Here is a 17,608-nt window from a genome sequence, read left to right on the forward strand (position 1 = left end):
TCCCCCGGTTCAGCCCGCCGCCGGCAGGCCCTCCCCCGTCGTCGAGATCTCGCTCAACTGCCGGTCCAGGAAGGCCCGTACACGGGCGGGCATGTCCATCGACGCCGGGTCCAGGGCCCACTGGATCTGCAGACCGTCCATCATGGCCAGCTGCTCCTGCCCGACGGCCCGGCAGTCGGTGTCCGCCTTCAGCTCCCCGCGCCGCACCGCGGCCTCCAGGAGGTCGACGGTGTGGCCCAGCACGCGCTCGTAGCGCTCCTTGAAGTAGCGGTGCGCGGGGTGGCCGACGTTGCCCGACTCGCCGATCAGGACGTTGAACATGCGCACGATGCCGGGGCGCCGGGTGTTGTCCTCGACGAGCCCGACGACGGTCTCCAGATACGCGGCGTACGACTCCGGCTCGTCGGCGAAGAGGCGCTCGACGTCGTGCTGCTCGCTCTGCGCGAGGACGGAGAGCAGGAGGTCCTCCTTGCTGCGGAAGTGGTGCAGCAGGCCGCCCTGAGTGATCCCGCAGTCGTTCGCGATCCGCGCGAGCGAGGAGGCGTGGAAGCCCCACTGCCCGAAGTGCTCGACGGCGGTGTCGAGGATCTTCCGGCGGCGTGCGTCTCCCACCGCATAGCTGCCTCTGCCTGCGCTGTTGCGGGTCGTTCGGCCCTTGTTCTCCGGCATGGGGACCACCCTAAGCCGTGCCCGAATTATGGCTTATGGCCTGTGATCCAGGACATATTCCAGAAACCTAGTGGCCACTCGGTTTTCACCTCTAGCCTGAGGGCGCCACGGCCGGCCCTTCGCCCGGCTCGGGCTGATGGCCGCCGCGCTCACGCCGGTCCGCCACTCGGTCACGTCGCACTCAGGAGCCAGGACATGCACCCGTACCAGGACGCCACCCGTCCCGTCGCCGAACGCGTCGAGGACCTGCTCTCCCGGATGACGCTGGAGGAGAAGGCCGGCCAGCTCTTCCACTCCATGCTGATGATGAACCCGGACGGCACCCCGGTGACCGAGACGGACGGCTCGATGCTGCCGTTCACCACCCCGGAGCTCGTCGAGGCCCGTCACCTCAGCCACTTCAACCTCCTCGGCACCTACGGCGCCCGCGAGATGGCCCTGTGGCACAACGCGATCCAGGAGATGGCCGCGAGCACCCGGCTCGGCATCCCCGTCTCGCTCTCCACCGACCCGCGCCACGCCTTCACGGACAACATCGGCGCCTCCTTCAACGCCGGCGCCTTCTCCGCCTGGCCCGAAGCGCTGGGACTCGCCGCGATCGGCGACCCGGAGCTGGTGTTCCGCTTCGCCGACACCGTGCGCCGCGAGTACCTCTCGGTCGGTTTCCGCACGGCGCTCCACCCGCAGATCGACCTGGCCACCGAACCCCGCTGGGCCCGCCAGTCCGGCACCTTCGGCTCGGACGCCGAGCTGACCGGCGAGCTCGTCCAGGCGTACATCCGCGGCCTGCAGGGCGAGGAGCTGGGGCCGGACTCGGTGGCGGCCATGGTCAAGCACTTCCCCGGCGGCGGCCCGCAGAAGGACGGCGAGGACCCGCACTTCCCGCACGGCAAGGAGCAGATCTACCCGGGCGGGATGCGCGACCACCACCTGGAGCCCTTCAAGGCCGCCATCGCCGCCGGCTGCTCGCAGATGATGCCGTACTACGGCCAGCCGATCGGCACCGACTGGGAAGAGGTCGGCTTCGGCTTCAACAAGGGTGTGATCACCGGGCTGCTGAGGGAGGAGCTGGGCTTCACCGGCATCGTCTGCACCGACTGGGGTCTGCTCACGGACGCGACGATCTTCGGCGAGATCCACGAGGCCCGGGCGTGGGGCGTGGAGCACCTCAGCGTCGCCGAGCGGGCGGCGAAGGCGCTGGACGCGGGCGCGGACCAGTTCGGCGGCGAGCAGTGCCCCGAGGTGGTCGTTGAGCTGGTGCAGTCCGGCCGGATCTCCGAGGCCCGCGTCGACGCCTCCGTACGCCGCCTGCTGCGCGAGAAGTTCGTCCTCGGGCTCTTCGACGAGCGGCGGTACGTCGACCCCGACGAGGCGGCCGAGACGGTCGGCCGCGCCGACTTCAAGGCGGCGGGCGCCGCGGCCCAGCGCCGCTCGCTCACCGTCCTCACCGACGGACCGCTGCCGCTGGCCGGCCGGCCGAAGCTGTACGTCGAGAACGTCGACGCGGCCGTCGCGGCGGCGTACGGGGACGTGGTGACCACCCCCGCCGAAGCGGACCTCGCCGTGCTGCGGCTGCGCACCCCGCACGAGGAGCGGCCGAACCGCTTCGAGGCCTTCTTCCACTCCGGCTCGCTCGCCTTCGAGGAGCCCGAACTGACCCGGATCCTCGCGCTGCTCGCGACGGTTCCGACGGTGGTCTGCGTCAACCTGGAGCGCCCTGCCGTCCTCCCGGAGATCGCCGAGCACGCGGCGGCGCTGATCGCCGACTACGGCGCGAGCGACGAGGCGCTGCTCGACGTGGCCTTCGGCCGTGCGCGCGCCGAGGGAAAGCTCCCCTTCGAACTGCCGCGCTCGATGGCAGCGGTGGCGGCGGCCCGCCCGGACGTCCCGAACGACACGGAGAACCCGGTCTTCCCGCACGGCCACGGCCTGTCGCTGTAGCCCACGGACCGCGGGGTACCTGAACGACCCCGCGCCGATCCGGGGCCCGCCCGTCCCCCAGGGCCTCGCCCTGGGGAGACCCCGGGGGCCGGGCCCCGGATCGATCTCGCCTTCGAACAGCGCGGCACGAGCGACTCCTTCGACATCGCGCTCGGCCTCTGCCCGTTCGACGGCTCCCGTCGACGCCCGCCGCGAGCTGCAGTGGATCGAGCGGTACGTGAAGGACGAGGCGCCCCGCCCGTAACTCCTGTCTCCGTAATGGTTTGTCCCGGCCGCCCCGCCCCGCGAGGATGGCCGGGACAGACCGTCTGCCGAGACCGGGAGTGTGTGAACATGTCCAGCCCCGTCACCCTCGACCGCCGTGAGGGTCCGTACGGAGAAGTCGTGCTGCGCCGCCGCGACGAGCACTTCGAGATCATCGCCAACGGCACCTTCCTGATGGACACCTCGGACGGTCGCTCGGAGCGGCTCCTGATCGACGCGGCGATGGACGCCCTCGGCGGACGCACCGCAGCCTCCGTGCTGATCGGCGGCCTCGGCGTCGGTTTCTCCCTCGCCCACGCCTCCGCCGACCCCCGCTGGGGCCGGATCGCCGTCGTCGAGCGCGAGCAGGCGATCATCGACTGGCACCGCGAAGGGCCGCTGGCCGCGATCTCGGGCGCGGCGCTGGCCGATCCGCGCAACGTGATCCTGCACACGGACCTGGTCGAGCACGTCCACACCTCCACCGACACCTACGACGCGCTCTGCCTGGACATCGACAACGGCCCCGACTGGACCGTCACCGACGGCAACCAAAGTCTGTACTCCGCCGAGGGATTGGCGGCCTGCGCGGCCCGGCTGAACCCCGGCGGGGTCCTCGCCGTGTGGTCCGCGCAACCCTCCGCCGATTTCGAATCGTCCTTGCGGAATGCCGGATTCAGCGGGGTACGGACGGAAGAGATCCCGGTTGCCCGGGGCGTCCCGGACGTGGTGCACCTCGGCATCCGGCCTGCGTAGCCGTATCGCTGTCCGTGCCTCTAGGCTCTTGGCCGACATCAGCGATGCGAGGCGGGGCAATGGAGCAGACACACACCACTCACCACGGTGCGGCGGCCACTCCGGGCGCGCAGCGGCGGGTGCTGGTCGTCGAGGACGACACGACGATCGTGGATGCGATCTCCGCGCGGCTGCGGGCGGAGGGGTTCCTCGTCCAGACGGCGACGGACGGTCCCGCCGCGGTCGACGCGGCCGAGGCGTGGCAGCCGGACCTGATGGTGCTCGACGTGATGCTGCCGGGGTTCGACGGTCTGGAGGTGTGCCGCCGGGTCCAGGCCCAGCGGCCGGTCCCGGTCCTGATGCTCACGGCGCGCGACGACGAGACGGACATGCTGGTCGGGCTCGGCGTCGGCGCCGACGACTACATGACCAAGCCGTTCTCGATGCGTGAGCTGGCCGCTCGGGTGCACGTGCTGCTGCGCCGGGTGGAGCGGGCCGCGCTGGCGGCCGTCACCCCCCGGAGCGGGATCCTGCGCCTCGGCGAGCTGGAGATCGACCACGCGCAGCGCCGGGTCCGGGTCAGGGCCGAGGACGTGCACCTGACGCCGACCGAGTTCGATCTGCTGGTCTGCCTGGCGAACACGCCGCGTGCGGTCCTCTCCCGCGAGCAGCTGCTCGCGGAGGTCTGGGACTGGGCGGACGCCTCGGGGACCCGGACCGTGGACAGCCACATCAAGGCGCTGCGCCGGAAGATCGGGGCGGAGCGGATCCGTACGGTCCATGGCGTCGGATACGCGCTGGAGACCCCGGCGCCATGAGCCGACGGGGGCCGCGCCCCGAGCGCCGCGGCAGGCGCCGGATCCTCATCTCGATCAAGACCAAGCTGGGTGCTCTGGTCGTCGGGGCGGTCCTGCTCACCTCGGGCCTGGCCCTGGTGGCGATCCGTACCTCCACGGAGTTCCGCTACATCACGATCTTCGCGATGATCGCGACCCTCCTGATCACCCAGTTCGTGGCGCAGTCGCTGACGGCGCCGCTGGACGAGATGACCACGGTGGCCGGGTCGATCTCGCGCGGCGACTTCAGCCGGCGGGTGCGGGGCGCGGACCGCCGCGACGAGCTCGGCGACCTCGCCTCGACGATCAACCGCATGGCGGACGATCTGGAGGCCGTGGACCGGCACCGCAAGGAGCTGGTGGCCAATGTCTCGCACGAGCTGCGCACCCCCATCGCCGCGCTCCGCGCGGTTCTGGAGAACGTCGTGGACGGGGTCTCCGAGGCCGATCCGGAGACGATGCGGACGGCGCTGAAGCAGTCGGAGCGGCTCGGCCGGCTGGTCGAGACACTGCTCGACCTGTCACGTCTTGACAACGGTGTCGTCACGCTGAAGGCACGCCGTTTCGAGGTCTGGCCGTATCTCTCGGGGGTGCTCCGGGAGGCCAATCTGGCCGCGTCCCAGCGCGGCCTGTCCTCCACGTCCGGGCTGCACAACCGTACGGACGTCCATCTGCACCTCGATGTGTCGCCGCCCGAGCTGACCGCGCACGCGGACGCGGAGCGGCTGCACCAGGTGATGGCGAATCTCATCGACAACGCGGTGAAGCACTCGCCGCCGCACGGCCGGGTGACCGTACGGGCCCGGCGCGGGCCCTGGCCGGACTCCCTGGCGCTCGAGGTCGAGGACGAGGGCCCGGGTATCCCGGAGTCGCTGCGGCACACGGTCTTCGAGCGGTTCAACCGGGGCCAGGTGCCGGCCCAGTCCGGTCCGGGCAGCGACGGTGGCACGGGTCTCGGCCTCGCGATCGCCCGCTGGGCGGTGGATCTGCACGGCGGGGAGATCGGAGTGGCCGAATCGTCACGCGGCTGCCGGATCCAGGTCACTCTTCCGGGAAGCCTTCCGGCGCGGGATTGACGTAGGGTCGAACCGGAAGCGCATGTTCTGCGTGTGAGTGAACAGGACACGATCAGGACGTGGTCAGGGATGCGTGCCTCACGGGCCGCAACCCGGTTCTCTCGTACCCGCGAGAGGGCAGAACCACGCTTGTTTCCCGCCATTCCCTGCCCCGAAACGCGGTGTCAAGTGTGACTTGCGCGACGTTGGAGCGCCTGGCCTGCACCTCTCGGCCAGGGAGGCGTAGCCTTTATTTCCGCTGTCCATCACCTTGTGAAGCGGAAGAGGGCGGTTACCGCCGTGTCGTCTCAGTCCCCCAGTAACTCGAGCATCTCCACCGACCAAGACGGGCAGGGTCAGAACCCTGCGACCGCCTTCGGCGCCAATGAGTGGCTCGTCGACGAGATCTACCAGCAGTACCTCCAGGACCCGAATTCGGTCGATCGTGCCTGGTGGGACTTCTTCGCCGACTACAAGCCCGGCACGACGGAGGCTCCCGCCGCCGCGCCGCAGGTGAGCCCCGCACAGGCCGCACCTGCCGCTCCGGCCCCGGCTGCCGCCCCGGCTGCCCCGGCGCCCGTCAAGGCCGCTCCGGCCCCGGCTGCCGCCCCGGCCCCTGCTCCGGCCAAGCCCGCCGCGGCCGCTCCGGCCCCGGCGAAGCCGGCTGCGGCCGCGAAGGCCCCGGCCGCCGCCGAGGCGCCCGTCGGTCCCGAGCTGATCACGCTGCGTGGCCCCGCCGCCGCCGTCGCGAAGAACATGAACGCCTCGCTCGAGGTGCCGACGGCGACGTCCGTCCGCGCCGTCCCGGTGAAGCTGCTCTTCGACAACCGGATCGTGATCAACAACCACCTGAAGCGCGCCCGGGGCGGGAAGATCTCCTTCACGCACCTCATCGGCTACGCGATGGTGCAGGCGATCAAGGCCATGCCGTCGATGAACTACTCCTTCGCGGAGAAGGACGGCAAGCCGACCCTGGTCAAGCCGGACCACGTGAACTTCGGTCTCGCGATCGACCTGGTGAAGCCCAACGGCGACCGCCAGCTCGTCGTCGCGGGCATCAAGAAGGCCGAGACCCTGAACTTCTTCGAGTTCTGGCAGGCCTACGAGGACATCGTCAAGCGCGCCCGCGTCGGCAAGCTGACGATGGAGGACTTCACCGGCGTCACGGTCTCGCTGACCAACCCCGGCGGCCTCGGCACCGTCCACTCCGTGCCGCGTCTGATGCCCGGACAGTCCGTGATCATGGGCGTGGGCTCGATGGACTACCCGGCCGAGTTCCAGGGCACCTCCCAGGACACCCTGAACAAGCTGGGCATCTCCAAGGTCATGACGCTGACCTCGACGTACGACCACCGGGTCATCCAGGGTGCCGCCTCCGGCGAGTTCCTGCGGATCGTCGCCAACCTCCTCCTCGGCGAGGACGGCTTCTACGACGACATCTTCAAGTCGCTGCGCATCCCCTACGAGCCGGTCCGCTGGCTCAAGGACATCGACGCCTCGCACGACGACGACGTCACCAAGGCCGCCCGCGTCTTCGAGCTGATCCACTCCTACCGGGTCCGCGGCCACGTCATGGCCGACACCGACCCGCTGGAGTACCGCCAGCGCAAGCACCCCGACCTGGACATCACCGAGCACGGCCTCACCCTGTGGGACCTGGAGCGCGAGTTCGCGGTCGGCGGCTTCGCCGGCAAGTCGATGATGAAGCTCCGCGACATCCTCGGCGTGCTCCGCGACTCGTACTGCCGCACCACCGGCGTCGAGTTCATGCACATCCAGGACCCGAAGCAGCGCAAGTGGATCCAGGACCGTGTCGAGCGCACGCACTCCAAGCCGGAGCGCGAGGAGCAGCTGCGGATCCTGCGCCGTCTGAACGCGGCCGAGGCCTTCGAGACCTTCCTGCAGACCAAGTACGTCGGTCAGAAGCGGTTCTCCCTGGAGGGCGGCGAGTCCGTCATCCCGCTGCTCGACGCGGTCATCGACTCCGCCGCCGAGTCCCGCCTGGACGAGGTCGTCATCGGCATGGCCCACCGCGGCCGCCTGAACGTCCTGGCGAACATCGTCGGCAAGTCGTACGCGCAGATCTTCCGCGAGTTCGAGGGCAACCTCGACCCGAAGTCGATGCACGGCTCCGGCGACGTGAAGTACCACCTGGGCGCCGAGGGCACCTTCACGGGCCTGGACGGCGAGCAGATCAAGGTCTCGCTCACCGCCAACCCCTCGCACCTGGAGGCGGTCGACCCGGTCCTCGAGGGTGTCGTCCGCGCCAAGCAGGACGTCATCAACAAGGGCGGCACGGACTTCACCGTCCTGCCGGTCGCCCTGCACGGTGACGCGGCCTTCGCCGGCCAGGGTGTCGTCGCCGAGACGCTGAACATGTCGCAGCTGCGCGGTTACCGCACCGGCGGCACGGTCCACATCGTCATCAACAACCAGGTCGGCTTCACCGCCGCCCCGGAGTCCTCGCGTTCCTCGATGTACGCGACCGACGTGGCCCGCATGATCGAGGCGCCGATCTTCCACGTGAACGGCGACGACCCGGAGGCCGTGGTCCGCGTCGCGCGGCTCGCCTTCGAGTTCCGCCAGACGTTCAACAAGGACGTCGTGATCGACCTCATCTGCTACCGCCGCCGCGGTCACAACGAGGGCGACAACCCGCAGTTCACCAACCCGCAGATGTACAACCTGATCGACAAGAAGCGTTCGGTGCGCAAGCTCTACACCGAGTCGCTGATCGGTCGCGGCGACATCACGCTGGAAGAGGCCGAGCAGGCGCTCCAGGACTTCCAGGGCCAGCTGGAGAAGGTCTTCGCGGAGGTCCGCGAGGCCACCTCGGCGCCGGCTCCGACGCACGTCCCGGACGCCCAGCCGGAGTTCCCGGTCGCCGTCAGCACCGCGGTCTCCCAGGAGGTCGTGAAGCGGATCGCCGAGTCTCAGGTCAACATCCCGGAGCGGATCACGGTCCACCCGCGTCTGATGCCGCAGATGCAGCGCCGCGCGGCCTCCATCGACGACGGCACGATCGACTGGGGCTTCGGCGAGACCCTCGCCATCGGCTCGCTGCTGATGGAGGGCACCCCGGTCCGGCTGTCCGGCCAGGACTCCCGCCGCGGCACCTTCGGTCAGCGCCACGCGGTCCTGGTGGACCAGGAGACCGGCGAGGACTACACCCCGCTGCTCTACCTGGCCGAGGACCAGGCCCACTACAACGTCTACGACTCGCTGCTCAGCGAGTACGCGGCGATGGGCTTCGAGTACGGCTACTCGCTGGCCCGCCCGGACTCCCTGGTCATCTGGGAGGCCCAGTTCGGTGACTTCGTCAACGGCGCGCAGACCGTCGTCGACGAGTTCATCTCCTCGGCCGAGCAGAAGTGGGGCCAGACCTCCGGCGTCACGCTGCTCCTGCCGCACGGCTACGAGGGCCAGGGCCCGGACCACTCGTCCGCCCGCCCTGAGCGCTTCCTCCAGATGTGCGCCCAGGACAACATGACGGTCGCGATGCCGACCCTGCCGTCGAACTACTTCCACCTGCTGCGCTGGCAGGTCCACAACCCGCACCACAAGCCGCTCATCGTCTTCACCCCGAAGTCGATGCTGCGTCTGAAGGCCGCGGCGTCGAAGGCGGAGGAGTTCACCACCGGCGGCTTCCGCCCGGTGATCGGCGACGACAGCGTGAACGCGGCCGACGTCCGCAAGGTCGTCTTCTGCGCCGGCAAGGTCTACTACGACCTGGAGGCCGAGCGTCAGAAGCGCGGTGTCACGGACACGGCGATCATCCGTCTGGAGCGCCTGTACCCGCTGCCGGGTGCCGAGCTCCAGGCCGAGATCGCCAAGTACCCGAACGCCGAGAAGTACCTGTGGGCGCAGGAGGAGCCGGCGAACCAGGGTGCCTGGCCGTTCATCGCGCTCAACCTGATCGACCACCTGGACCTGGCGGTCGGCGCCGACATCCCGCACGGCGAGCGCCTGCGCCGGATCTCGCGTCCGCACTCCTCGTCCCCGGCGGTCGGCTCTGCCAAGCGCCACCAGGCCGAGCAGCAGCAGCTGGTCAACGAGGTCTTCGACGCCTGATCCGCTGTTCCGGTACGCACGGAGGCCCGGCACCCCGCGAGGGGTGCCGGGCCTCCGGCGTTCTCCGGACCCGTCGCGGGTCAGCCGAGATACGCCTCGAAGTCCCAGTACGGCCGGTTGCGCTGCCGTGCGGAGAGGGTGTGCGGGTGCTGCGCGCCGAGAGTCCGGGTCAGGGTGAGGAGGGCGTCCTCCTCGACCTTTCCGGCCTCCTCCACCTCACGCAGTCCGCGCAGGTCGGCCGCGAGGGCGATCTGCGCGGAGAGGGTGAGGGGGTGGTCGGTGCCGAGGACGGTGCGCGCCTGGCGGAGCGTCTCCCGGCTCAGCTCGGTGGCGTCGGCGACCCGCCCGTTGAAGTTCCGGGCGGCGGCGGCGTTGAGCGCGCAGCCCAGCACCCAGGGGTGGTCGACGCCGAGCGAGGCGGTGAGCCCGGCCAGGGCGGCCTCCAGCATGGCCATGGCGTCGGCGCGCTCGCCGGAGGCCTGCATGACGAGTCCGGTGTTGGCCAGCATCCCGGTGGCGACCGGATGGGCCGGGCCGAGGAGGCTGCGGTAGGCCGCCTCCGCCTCCTGGGTCAGCTCGCGCGCATGGCTGAGATCGCCGTGTTCGCGCAGGAAGTTGGCGTAGTTGTTGATGAAGGAGAGCGTCAGGTAGTGCCCGCGGCCGTGCACCTGCTCGAGCTGCTCCAGGAGGTTCGCCATCTGGCTGCCGATGTCCTGCTGCGAGCTGCCTTCGCGGCGTCGGCACAGGGCCAGTTGAGCCCGGGCGGACAGGGTCTGCGGGTGCTGGGCTCCCAGGACCTGCACATGCAGGCGGACGTTGGCCTCCTGGCGGACCAGGGCGTCGCGGTAGCGGCCGAGCAGCCGTAGGTCGTGGGCGAGCGCGTTGCCCGAGTTGAGGGTGTTCACATGGCGGGCGCGCAGGACGCTCTCGCGCCGGGCGAGGGTGTCGACGTCGTAGTCGTACGCCTCCTGGTAGCGGCCGAGCAGGCGGAGGGCCACTCCGAGGTTGTGACGCGCGACGAGGGTGACGAACTCGCCCTCGCCGAGCAGCCGCTGGGACACCTCGAGCACCTCGCGCTGGAGTGTCTCCGCTTCCTGGTACTGGCCCAGGTGCCGCAGGTTGGTGGCGATGGCGCTGTTGCAGAACAGTTCGCCCAGCTCGTTGCGCGGGGTGGCCCGGGTCAGCCGGTCCTGGAGCGCGCGGTCGAGGTCGTGGGCCTCACGGAACCGGCCGCTGGCGCGCAGGATGTTGCCCTCCTGCGTGGTGAGGTCGAGCATCGGCTGGGCGAGCGGGTCCATGAAATCGCTCCAGCTCGCGCGGATCCGCTCGGCGAGCCGGGTGCCCGCCTTGAACTCACCGCTGCGGAAGCAGTAGCGCAGACAGTTGAGGACGGCGGTCTGGGTGCGGGGGTTGTGGCTGGTGAGCGCGCCCGAGGGTTCCAGGTGCGGGAGCAGTTCGGCGTACTGGGGCCAGTGCCGGCTGTCCATGGGGTCGCCGGGGTCGGCTTCGGCGAGCAGCGTGCGGACGGCCTTGCGGTGGGCCTCGCGGTGCGGGCCGTCGGTGAGCCGGGAGACGATGTCGTGCACGAGCCGGTGCATGTGGACCGACTCCTGGTGCGGTCCCGTCTCCGTGCTGAGGGTGCCGCGGCTGTCCCGGGTGAGTACGGAGTACTTGACCAGGGTGTCCAGGGCCCGGGTCCACGCGGCGAGGTCGGTGGCCATCCAGTGGAGGTCCTCGGGCAGTTCGGCCTGGGGATACGAGCGGACGATGCCGAGGGGGATGCGTCCGGGGGCGAAGGAGGCGCACAGGCTGAGGATCTCGACCGCCTGCGGCTGGGAGCCCCGGAGCCGGTTGATCAGTATCGACCAGGAGGTGAGGGAGGCGTTCGGGAAGCCGTCGCCCGTGGAGGGCTCGTCGACGGTGGTGAGGCGCCCCTCGCGGACCATGCGCAGATACTCGGGGACCTCCATGCGGGACTCGCCGAGCCAGGCGGCGGCCTGGACGAGCGGCAGGGGGACGTCGCCGAACTCGGCCGCGACCTCGTCGGCCTCGGCGCCGCTGATGTGCGGGGCGCGGCGCATCAGATAGGCGGTGGACTCGGCCCGGTCGAAGCCGTGGACCTCGAGGACGTCGGTGTGCTCGGCCCATTCGCGGTTGCGGGAGGTGATCAGGACGTGGCCGGGTCCCTGCGGGAGCATCACGTTGACGCCCTCGATGTCGTCCCAGCCGTCGAAGATCACCAGCCAGCGGGAGTGCGGCTCGCCCCGGCGCAGGGCTTCGCGCACGGCTCGGATGCGCTCGCCGGGTTCGCTGCCGGCGGGCAGGTCGAGCGCCGCGGCCAGTCCGCCGAGGCGGTCGCGCTGGATGTTGCGGTCGTCGGAGTTGACCCACCAGATGACGTCGTAGTCGGGGCTGAAGCGGTGGGCGTACTCGGCGGCGATCTGGGTCTTGCCGATGCCGGACATGCCGACCAGGGTGCAGGCGGCGTTGCCCCGTTCGGCGTCCATGAGGCGCTGCTGGAGGTCGGTCAGCAGGTCGTCGCGGCCGGTGAAGCGGCGGTTCCGGCGGGGGACCTCCCCCCAGATGTCGGGTGGGGTGTCCGGGTAGCGGGTGGTGGGCAGGGCCGGGGTGCGGCGGCTGCCCGGCCGCCGCGGCTCGATGCCGAGTCTGGAGAGCAGGCGCGCCTCGGCCTCCTCCTCTCCGACGCCCCAGAGGCTGACGGGTTCGAGGACCGCGGTGGCGGGGAGCAGCGAGCGGTTGGTGAGATTGACGGCGGCGAAGCGGTCGGCGTGGGCGGCGACGAAGCCGCGCAGGACGTCGTTCCACTCGCCGGCCGGGCGCGGGCCGAGTTCGAAGAACCAGTCGTTGAGCACGAGGAGGACCGGTCCGCTGGCGAGCAGCAGGTCGTCGAGGGAGTCCTCCAGGGGCACTTCGCGGGGCGGGTCCCAGCGTTGCAGGGTCGACCGGACGTCGTGCCTCGCGAGGCGCTGTGCGATCCAGGTGGCCCAGGGGCGGTGATAGCCCGGGAAGACGACCAGGACATGCTCCGGCCCACCTGCTCCTCCGCGGTCCGCCGTCACGGAGCCGCTCGATCGCCCCTGTTCCGCCATATGCTTCTCCCTACTCCACTCACGCGCCACGCTGTGTGATGTGCCGTGGGCACAGTGTTACTCAAGGGCGCCTCGGGTCGCGCCGAGGCTCGCATGGTGCCTGTGCATTCGATGGGCGAACTCCCGCCCGGAGTTTGTCAGTTCATCGGATTCAAGCAGGATCTCCAGCGCCTCGCCCACCTGATCGTGGAAGCGCTCGAACTGCTGCCCGGCCCGGGTGCGCCAGGGTGTCGGCAGCCCTCCCCCACCCGCGGCCCTGCGCCACAGGTCGGTGAGGGCGAGATGGGCGTACGTGCCCTGGAGCACCCCCGAGATGGGCCGTGGATCGGCCCGCCAGCCGACCCGGTGCACGGCCCCGTGCACCGGGTCGTAGAGCGGTACGAGTTCGTGGAGCGCGGCGAGCTTGCCGTGGTGCACCTCGTGGACGAGGGTCTCGGCCAGCTCGCGGGCGTTGTGCGGCAGCGTGGTCAGCACGGCCCCCGGTGCGGAGCGCAGGGTGGCGCCGATGGGGCCCGCTTCGCCCGCTGCCAGGGGGACGACGACCCGGACGGCACGGGTGGTCTCGGCGGCCCGGCCGGGGTCCGTACGGGACAGCAGATCGTGCGCCGCCCGCCATCGGGCGACCCAGAGCGGGAAGTCGCCGGTGACCCGCCCGGACGCGCGCCGTACGGGGTTGCCGACCCCACCGGGCGGTACGCGGTAGGGGTCGAGGTCGTCGAGGAGGGCGATGCCGCCGGGCAGTCCGCGCACCCCTTCCCAGCGGCGCCCGAGACCCGCCGCGCGGGCGTGCGGACCCTTCGTCACCAGGACGGCACCGGGCACGCGGGCGCCGTCCCGCCCGATCCGGGCGGCCCTGCCCCGGACCCGGACGCGGGCGCGGTCGGCGCCCGTCCCGAGCCGTCCGACACCGGTGAGCGAGAGCGCGCCGCGCGGGGCGGCGACGTCCCGGTCGAGAGGGCAGCCGGCGCGCAGGGCGGCCGTCGCGGCGATGGCCTCCCAGCGGGCCAGGTGTTCCGCGAGCAGGGCTCCGGACGGCGCGGCCAGCGCGGCGGCCAGCCAGGTGCCGGTCGTGGGGTAGTCCAGGACGTCACGGACGACGTCGGGCCGCTCTCGTTCGGCCCTCTCGAGGAGGCGCCATGCGTCCTCGAAGCGCCCGTACGCGCCCGGGTCCAGGTCCTCGTGCCCGCGCTGGACCCGGATCCGCAGGGCCTTGAGGAGCAGCAGTCGCCGGGAGCGCAGCCCGGAGCGGAGCTGCGGCGTTCCCGTCACGGCCGGGCGGGTGCTCGCCAGTTGGGTGAGGACGGCCGGGGAGAGGGGCACGACGCTCACGGCCGGTTCCTCGCTCCTACCGATGGCCGGGCCACACATCTGGCCGGATTCGGTCGGTAGGTGGTCAGGGGCCGGTCATCAGCGCAGGCCGTCGCTGTTCGACGCCCAGGACTCGCCGAGCTCCAGCGACTGCACGAGTACGTGCTCGACCGCGGCGGCCAGCTCCGGATGGTCCATGACCCGCAAGGTCCGCAGGTCGACGGCGGTGAGATCGGGCAAGGACGGAGCCTGACCGGCGCCCCGGTCGGTACCGGTCGCCCACTCCTTGTGCTCCGACACCCTCGGCTCCTCCCCACCGACGTCTGTCCCCCACGGTCGTAGCGGCGGAGCGGTTCTTCCCGACGCCAGGAAGTCAGAAACCCGTTCGACTCAACTGCGCCCATTCACGCCCCCGTTATCCAGCCGTTCTCCGTATCGCCTCTCCGGCCTCCGCCTAGTCCGGCGTCTCGCTCCAGACCCACCACGGCGGCGCGATCCGGCGGCGGTCCTCGCCGGACAGCGATGCCTGGACGGGGCCCTGATCCCTGCTCACCTCCGCCAGGAGCGTCCTGGTCCGTTCGACGTCGCTCCAGTCCACTTCGACCAGGGCGGCCGTCAGCCGCCGCCACTGCTCGGCCGCGGCACTCAGCGCGCTCTGCGCCCTGCCGGTGCGGCCCATGAGCCACAGCACGGCTCCCTGTGCGTGCAACGCACGGGCTCCGGTGATCGTGCCCGGGGTGTCGCCGTAGGCCGACGTGGCGTCCTCCCAGGACCGTTCGTACGCCGTGAGCGCGTCGCCGAGGAGACCGTCCCGGGTCACCCCGCTCAACTCCAGTCGCACCCGTCCCAGTTGCAGCCACACGGCGGAGCGCAGCCCGGCGTCCCGCGTCGTGCGGACGGCCTGCTCCAGGAGGTGGCGGCCTTCGAACAGGTCGGGCAGGAACCCGGCACGGTGGAAGCGCAGGGCCAGCACGCTGCCGATCAGGATCTGCGCCCGGGCGCGGTCGGGCGCCTCGGCCGGGAGGCGGGTGAGTGCCTCGCGCAGGACGCTCTCGGCCCGGTCGACGGCGGCCTGTTCGGGGGTGGCCGCCGCGCGGCGCATCAGGGACTCGCCCCAGGCCATCAGGATCCGTCCGCGCTGCTCGCTGTCGGCGGGGGCGAGCAGCGTGGCCTCCTCGTAGGCGGCGTCCGCGGCCGGTCCGTCGCCCGCGGTGTCGTAGAGCCGGGCGCGCGCCGTCGTCCAGCGCAGCCGCAGGGCCGAGCCGGTGCCGAGGAGCTCCCCCGCGCGGTCGAGTACGGGGGTGAGCTCGCCCGGGTCCGCGCCCGCGAGGTGCAGGGCGTCGGCCAGGTCGAGGAGTGCGGGGGCGCTCTCCCTGAGGGAGAGGGCCGTGGTGAGTTCGGTGGCCGCCGCGGCGCCGTCGCCGCGTGCCAGGAGCAGCCGTCCGCGGCGCAGATGCAGTGTGTGGTGGTGGGCCTCGGGCCAGTCGGGCACGTCCCCGTCGAGCGCGGCGAGGGCGTCGTCGAGGTGTCGTGGGTCGGCGGTGTGGCGCCACAACCCGTGGTGCGCCACGGCCTGTTCGAGCCGGGCCTCGGCCCACTCCGCGCCGCCCGGCTCGGCGAGGCCCCCGGCCCGCTCCAGCTCGCCCAGCGCGCGGGTCAGCAGTACATGGCGGCGCTCGGTGCCCTGGACGGCGGCGGTGCCGGCCTCCGCGTACAGCACCCGGCCGAGCAGGATCCCGGCCTCGACGGGGTGGTCCGGCAGCGCCGCCTCGGCCTGCTGGCGGGCCCGGACGAGCAGCGACGGGTCGGACTGGTCGCGCCACTGGTCGAACAGCCCCCGAGCCGCGGCGAGCGGATCGGGGGTGATCAGGTCGGGGTGGTAGAAGCGGAGCACGCGCGCGGGGATGCGGGCGAAGAGCTCGGGTTCCGTGCCGACCGGGCCGGTGGGCTCGTCGGTCTCCTCGACCGCGTCGGGCGCCGCCGGGTCGTCGTCGGGGGCGTGGCCTGCAAGCCGGGCCGCCGCGAGCGCCGGGAAGTTGCGCATGCCCTGGCCGAAATTGCGCTCCACGTACTCGGAGCAGTGCTTGAGCACCAGCGCGGCGGCGCTGCGGTCCAGGGAGCCGAGGAGGTGCTGCTGGACGCCGGGCGGGTAGCTGAAGCAGGGGTACGGGGCGGGGCCGGGCAGTTGTCGCAGCAACCCGCTGAGCAGGACCTCGGCGAGCTCCATGGGGCCGGTGTCGGGCAGCATGGCGCGCTGCACGAGCTGCATGACGGGTAGGGCCAGCGGCGCGGCGGCGAGATGGACGGCGAGCCGCAGGGCGCCGGGCGAGGCGCCGGCGGTGAAGGCCCTCAGCAGCTCCTCGTCGCTGCGCGGGACGCGGCCCCGGCCGGCGGACGTGGGCGGGGCGGCCGGCCCTGACGTCCGCAGCGCGTCGGGGGCGATCAGGGCGGCCCAGCCGCGGACCGCGCCCGAGCCGTGGCCGCCGTGGAGCCGCGCCCAGGAGGCGAACGCCTCGGGTGTGGGCGTGAGCACGGGCACCGCGCGGGTCTCCGCGGCGACCGGCTCCCAGGGCTCCTCGTCGGGCTGGAAGCCGGTGTGTCCGCCGGGGGAAGAGGGGCGCAGCAACAGGCCCGGTTCGACGGAGAGCGCGGTCCGGGGCCAGAGTCTCGGGGGCAGCGGCTGGACGAGGGCGAGCGGGGACTGCCGGGGCCACTGGTGGATGAGCCGCTGGGCCGCGCCGCGCTGCCACAGCGGGCCGACACAGTCGCTGACGATCAGGGTGAGGCGGCGGCCGGTGGGGTCGTGGAGCTGGTCGCCCGGGCGCAGCCGGGGCCGACCGTCGGGACCCGAGGTGGTGGTGACGAGCGGCGCGCCCTCGCCGGTGTCGTACAGCCGGTGGACCTGGACGTCCCGGAAGGCACCGGACTGCTGGCAGGCCTGGCGCAGTTCCTCGACCATCCGGGTCCACACGACCATGGCGGGGCCGGTGTCCATCAGGAGCTGGATGTCGGGGCGGCGCCCCGCGGCGGTGCGCAGGACGGGGGTGAGGATGCCCGCGGCGGCGCTGCGTTCGGCCGTCGCCTCCTCGTCGAGGAGACCTTCGCCGGGCCGGAGCGGGAAGTGGGCGTAGTGGCGCAGCGGGCGGAGCGCCTTCTGCAGGCCGAGCAGGCCGGGCAGGGCGTTGGCGCCTGGCGCGCGGACGGGCAGGGCCCTGCCCCGTTCCGTCCGTGAGCCGACGCCGTGGGTCGGAGGGCGGACGTACAGCGAGAGGCCGACGGTGTCGGAGGCGTGGCTCGGCCGTGCCCCCTCGTCACCGGGACCGATGCCGCTGCCGGTGCGTCCGCCCGTGCGCCCGGGGTCGCGCTCGCCGTCGATCCCCACACCCGTACGGGGGTCGGTGGTGTCGCCGCTCTCGCCGATGGCCGGATTTCGCCCCTCCTCCGGCGCATCGGGGCGGGCCGAGTCGGCAGACCGGCCCGCCGGCCGGTCCGCCTCCGGACCCTCCGCCGGCTCCGGGGACGCGCTCGGCAGCCACTGGGCGAGCCAGACGGCGTCCGCGACCTCCTCGGCGGTGGGGTCCTGGCCACCGGCCCGCAGTCTGCGGGTGAGTTCTTCCAGATGCATCCGGTGCATCCGGCC

10 protein-coding genes are annotated in these 17,608 nt (G+C 72.0%); 5 read left to right on the forward strand and 5 right to left on the reverse strand.

Annotated elements, in window-relative coordinates:
- Nucleotides 1-9 precede the first annotated feature (9 nt).
- Nucleotides 10-669, reverse strand: coding sequence for a TetR/AcrR family transcriptional regulator (locus tag ABZ939_RS07915; protein WP_361850488.1), 660 nt, complete (start codon nucleotides 667-669; stop codon nucleotides 10-12).
- A gap of 195 nt (nucleotides 670-864) precedes the next feature.
- On the opposite strand from ABZ939_RS07915, the gene ABZ939_RS07920 reads away from it, so the two are divergent.
- From ABZ939_RS07920 to ABZ939_RS07940, 5 genes are all read left to right on the forward strand, one after another.
- A complete protein-coding gene (locus tag ABZ939_RS07920; protein ID WP_361850490.1) occupies nucleotides 865-2,610 on the forward strand; it encodes a glycoside hydrolase family 3 N-terminal domain-containing protein in 1,746 nt (581 codons plus the stop codon).
- 333 nt (nucleotides 2,611-2,943) lie between these two features.
- Nucleotides 2,944-3,609 (forward strand): spermidine synthase, encoded by a 666-nt coding sequence (locus tag ABZ939_RS07925; protein WP_361850492.1) that lies wholly within the window; start codon nucleotides 2,944-2,946, stop codon nucleotides 3,607-3,609.
- A 59-nt stretch (nucleotides 3,610-3,668) separates the two neighbouring features.
- Nucleotides 3,669-4,406, forward strand: a complete 738-nt coding sequence (locus tag ABZ939_RS07930) for a response regulator transcription factor (RefSeq protein ID WP_361850494.1) — start codon at nucleotides 3,669-3,671, stop codon at nucleotides 4,404-4,406.
- A complete protein-coding gene (locus tag ABZ939_RS07935) occupies nucleotides 4,403-5,500 on the forward strand; it encodes a HAMP domain-containing sensor histidine kinase (protein WP_361850496.1) in 1,098 nt (365 codons plus the stop codon). Before ABZ939_RS07930 ends, ABZ939_RS07935 begins: the two co-directional genes overlap by 4 nt.
- 279 nt (nucleotides 5,501-5,779) lie before the next feature.
- Nucleotides 5,780-9,550 (forward strand): multifunctional oxoglutarate decarboxylase/oxoglutarate dehydrogenase thiamine pyrophosphate-binding subunit/dihydrolipoyllysine-residue succinyltransferase subunit, encoded by a 3,771-nt coding sequence (locus ABZ939_RS07940; protein WP_361850498.1) that lies wholly within the window; start codon nucleotides 5,780-5,782, stop codon nucleotides 9,548-9,550.
- Between the two features lie 80 nt (nucleotides 9,551-9,630).
- Here ABZ939_RS07940 and fxsT read toward each other — a convergent pair whose 3' ends face one another.
- From fxsT to ABZ939_RS07960, 4 genes are all read right to left on the reverse strand, one after another.
- A complete protein-coding gene (gene fxsT / locus ABZ939_RS07945) occupies nucleotides 9,631-12,660 on the reverse strand; it encodes an FxSxx-COOH system tetratricopeptide repeat protein (RefSeq protein ID WP_361850500.1) in 3,030 nt (1,009 codons plus the stop codon).
- 57 nt (nucleotides 12,661-12,717) lie between these two features.
- A complete protein-coding gene (locus tag ABZ939_RS07950; RefSeq protein ID WP_361850502.1) occupies nucleotides 12,718-13,989 on the reverse strand; it encodes an HEXXH motif-containing putative peptide modification protein in 1,272 nt (423 codons plus the stop codon).
- A 78-nt stretch (nucleotides 13,990-14,067) separates the two neighbouring features.
- Nucleotides 14,068-14,268: a hypothetical protein gene (locus ABZ939_RS07955; RefSeq protein WP_361850504.1), complete on the reverse strand. Its 201-nt coding sequence runs from the start codon at nucleotides 14,266-14,268 to the stop codon at nucleotides 14,068-14,070.
- Between the two features lie 154 nt (nucleotides 14,269-14,422).
- Nucleotides 14,423-17,602 carry an SAV_2336 N-terminal domain-related protein gene (locus ABZ939_RS07960; protein ID WP_361850506.1) on the reverse strand — a complete coding sequence of 1,060 codons (3,180 nt, stop codon included), beginning with the start codon at nucleotides 17,600-17,602 and terminating at the stop codon, nucleotides 14,423-14,425.
- Between the last annotated feature and the right edge of the window lie 6 nt (nucleotides 17,603-17,608).

It is taken from the genome of Streptomyces sp. NPDC046712 (assembly GCF_040645695.1).
Classification (GTDB): Bacteria; Actinomycetota; Actinomycetes; order Streptomycetales; family Streptomycetaceae; genus Streptomyces.